Genomic DNA, 2,700 nt, shown 5'->3' on the forward strand with positions numbered 1-2,700 from the left:
CGTCGAATCCCACGGCCGCGACGAACGCTACGGAAACGACGCCGACCTCTCCCGAACCATCGGCTGGTTCACCGCGAAATACCCCATATCACTACGCGTTCCGAAGTCGGAATGGAACGAGATCACCGAACCCGGCACCACACTGGGCGGCCTCGTCAAAGACATCAAACAGCAATTGCGAGCCACCCCGGACGGCATAACCTACGGCCTGCTCCGATACGTACGAAACGAACCGTCGTTGGATACCGCCGACCCGCAGATCGGCTTCAACTACCACGGCCGATCGGCGGTCGGCTGGACCGATGACGGGTCCGGCCAGCCGGCGGGGTCGACCACAACATGGCAGATGCGGGGGTTGCCGGTGGAATTGGCGGTCTCCCCCGATATGACGCTGCTGCACACTGTCGAGATCAACGCCGCGGCAGTCGACACCGAGGCCGGCGTGCAATTGCAGGCATCGATCGCCTACGCCGCATCGAAAATCGCGCACGACGAGATCGATACCATCACCCGACTGTGGTTCGAAGCAGTTGACGCGATGTGCCGATACGCACACACCGGCGGCAGCGGACTCGTCCCCGCCGATCTCCTCGTCCGAGACATCGGCCAAGCAGAGATCGACGAACTCGAATCGGCATTCGACGTCGCCGACATCCTGCCATTGGCTCCGCTGCAAGAGGGACTGCTCTTCCACACCGCGTACGAAGACGGTAACTCCGACCTCTACGCCACCCAACTGAACCTGACCCTCGAGGGTGAGCTGAATGTCGCGGGCCTCCGCACCGCCGCACAGACCGTGATCTCCCGGCACCCGCACCTGAGTGCCAGATTCGCCTACAAACAATTCACTCAGCCGGTCCAGGTCGTGGTGAATTCACCCGAGCTGCCCTGGCAGTACCTGGACCTCTCGGATCTGCCCGAGCCGGAACGCGATCAGCGAGTGCGGCGCCTGGCCGTGGACGAACGGGCCGCGTGCTGCGACCTGGATCGAGAATCCCAGTTCCGGGTTTCCCTGGTGAAGGTAGCGGCCGACCGGTTCCACCTCATCGTGACCATGCACCACATCGTCATCGACGGCTGGTCCCTACCGATCCTGCTGGAAGAAATATTCCTCGCTTACCGCGGTACGGCGTTGGCAACGCCCACGCCGTACCGGAACTACCTGGCATGGCTGATGGAACAAGACGCCAACGCGTCTAACACCGTGTGGCGCGGGCAGTTCGCGGGCTTCGAGACCCCGACGATCATCGACCCGCTCGGAGCACATTCCCCTTCGCACTGCGCATCGCACAGTTTCTCGGTTCCGGAATCGACCACGCGGGCGTTGGAGGCGTTGGTACGCGAGCTGGATACGACGATGAGCACCGTGCTGCACGCGGCATGGTCGCGGATATTGAGCGTGATGACCGGAAGTTCCGACGTCGTCTTCGGGACCACGGTGTCGGGACGGCCCGCGGACCTGCCGGGCATCGAGAGCATGGTCGGACTGTTCATCAACACGATCCCGGTCCGAGCCGAGCTCGGTACCGACGTGACGTTCGCGCAACTGCTCCAGCAGCTACAGGCTAACCAGCGTGACACTGTGGAGCACCAGTTCCTGCCGCTGACCACTATCTCCCGTGCGTCAGGGCACAAGGATCTCTTCGACACCCTCATGGTGTACGAGAACTACCCCATCGAGACCTCCGCCGAGAACATCGGCGGGGACATCTCCATCACCGATATCGCAGTGCACGAAACGGTGCATTACCCACTGGCACTTCAGGTTTCACCGGGTACGCAACTGCGAGTACAGGTGAAGTACTCGACCGAACTCTTCGACACAGTCGCGGTCGAACAGCTCGTCGCCCGACTTCTGCGGGTATTCGACGCGGTCGTCGCTGACCCGCGGCAACGCGTGTCCTCGATCGAAGTATTCGGCCAACACGAACTAGCCCAGCTGGCGGGGTTCTCGAACCGGGCGGCGCTGACCGAGCAGACCGCGGCGGCGATGTCGATTCCGCAGATGTTCGCGGCGCAAGTCGCGCGGACACCCGACGCGGTCGCGATGGTCTTCGAACACCAGTCCTGGACCTACCGTGAACTCGACCAGGCAGCGTCGCGGTTCGCGCGACTGCTCATCGACCGCGGTGTCGGTCGAGGCGATGTCGTGGCGTTGATGTTGCCGCGCTCGACCGAAGCGATCGTGTCGATCCTGGCGGTACTCGAGGCGGGCGCGGCGTATTTGCCCATCGATGTGCGTCATCCCGACGATCGTGTCGAATTCATGCTCACCGACGCCACACCAGCTGCGGTCATCACCGACGGTGAGTCCCAGTCCCGGCTGGCTGGATATGACCTCGCAATCATCGATGTCGCCGATCCCGCACTGGCCACCGAATCCGATACGCCACTGACGGTTCCGCCCGCCTCCGCATTGGCGTATGTCCTCTACACCTCCGGAACGACCGGCACACCCAAGGGCGTCGCCGTTTCCCACACCGGAGTCTTCGACCTGATCACCGATCAGATCGAAAGGTTCGGCGTCGATGGCGAAAGCCGTGTTCTGCAGTTCGCGTCCTGGAGCTTCGATGCCACGGTGTTCGAGATCTGGGTGACGCTGGTTACGGGAGCGACATTGGTCATCCCGCCAGAGGACACGGTGACGCGAATGTCCAACCTGACCAACCTCATCCAAGAATCCCGTATCACCCACGTCAC

At 62.6% G+C, this 2,700-nt stretch carries 1 protein-coding gene; it reads left to right on the top strand.

Annotated elements, in window-relative coordinates; genetic code table 11:
• On the top strand, positions 1-2,700 hold a 2,700-nt coding region (locus ACFXKN_RS33400), incomplete at both ends, for a condensation domain-containing protein (protein WP_379434789.1).

The organism is Nocardia sp. NPDC059195, assembly GCF_042754695.1.
Classification (GTDB): Bacteria; Actinomycetota; Actinomycetes; order Mycobacteriales; family Mycobacteriaceae; genus Nocardia.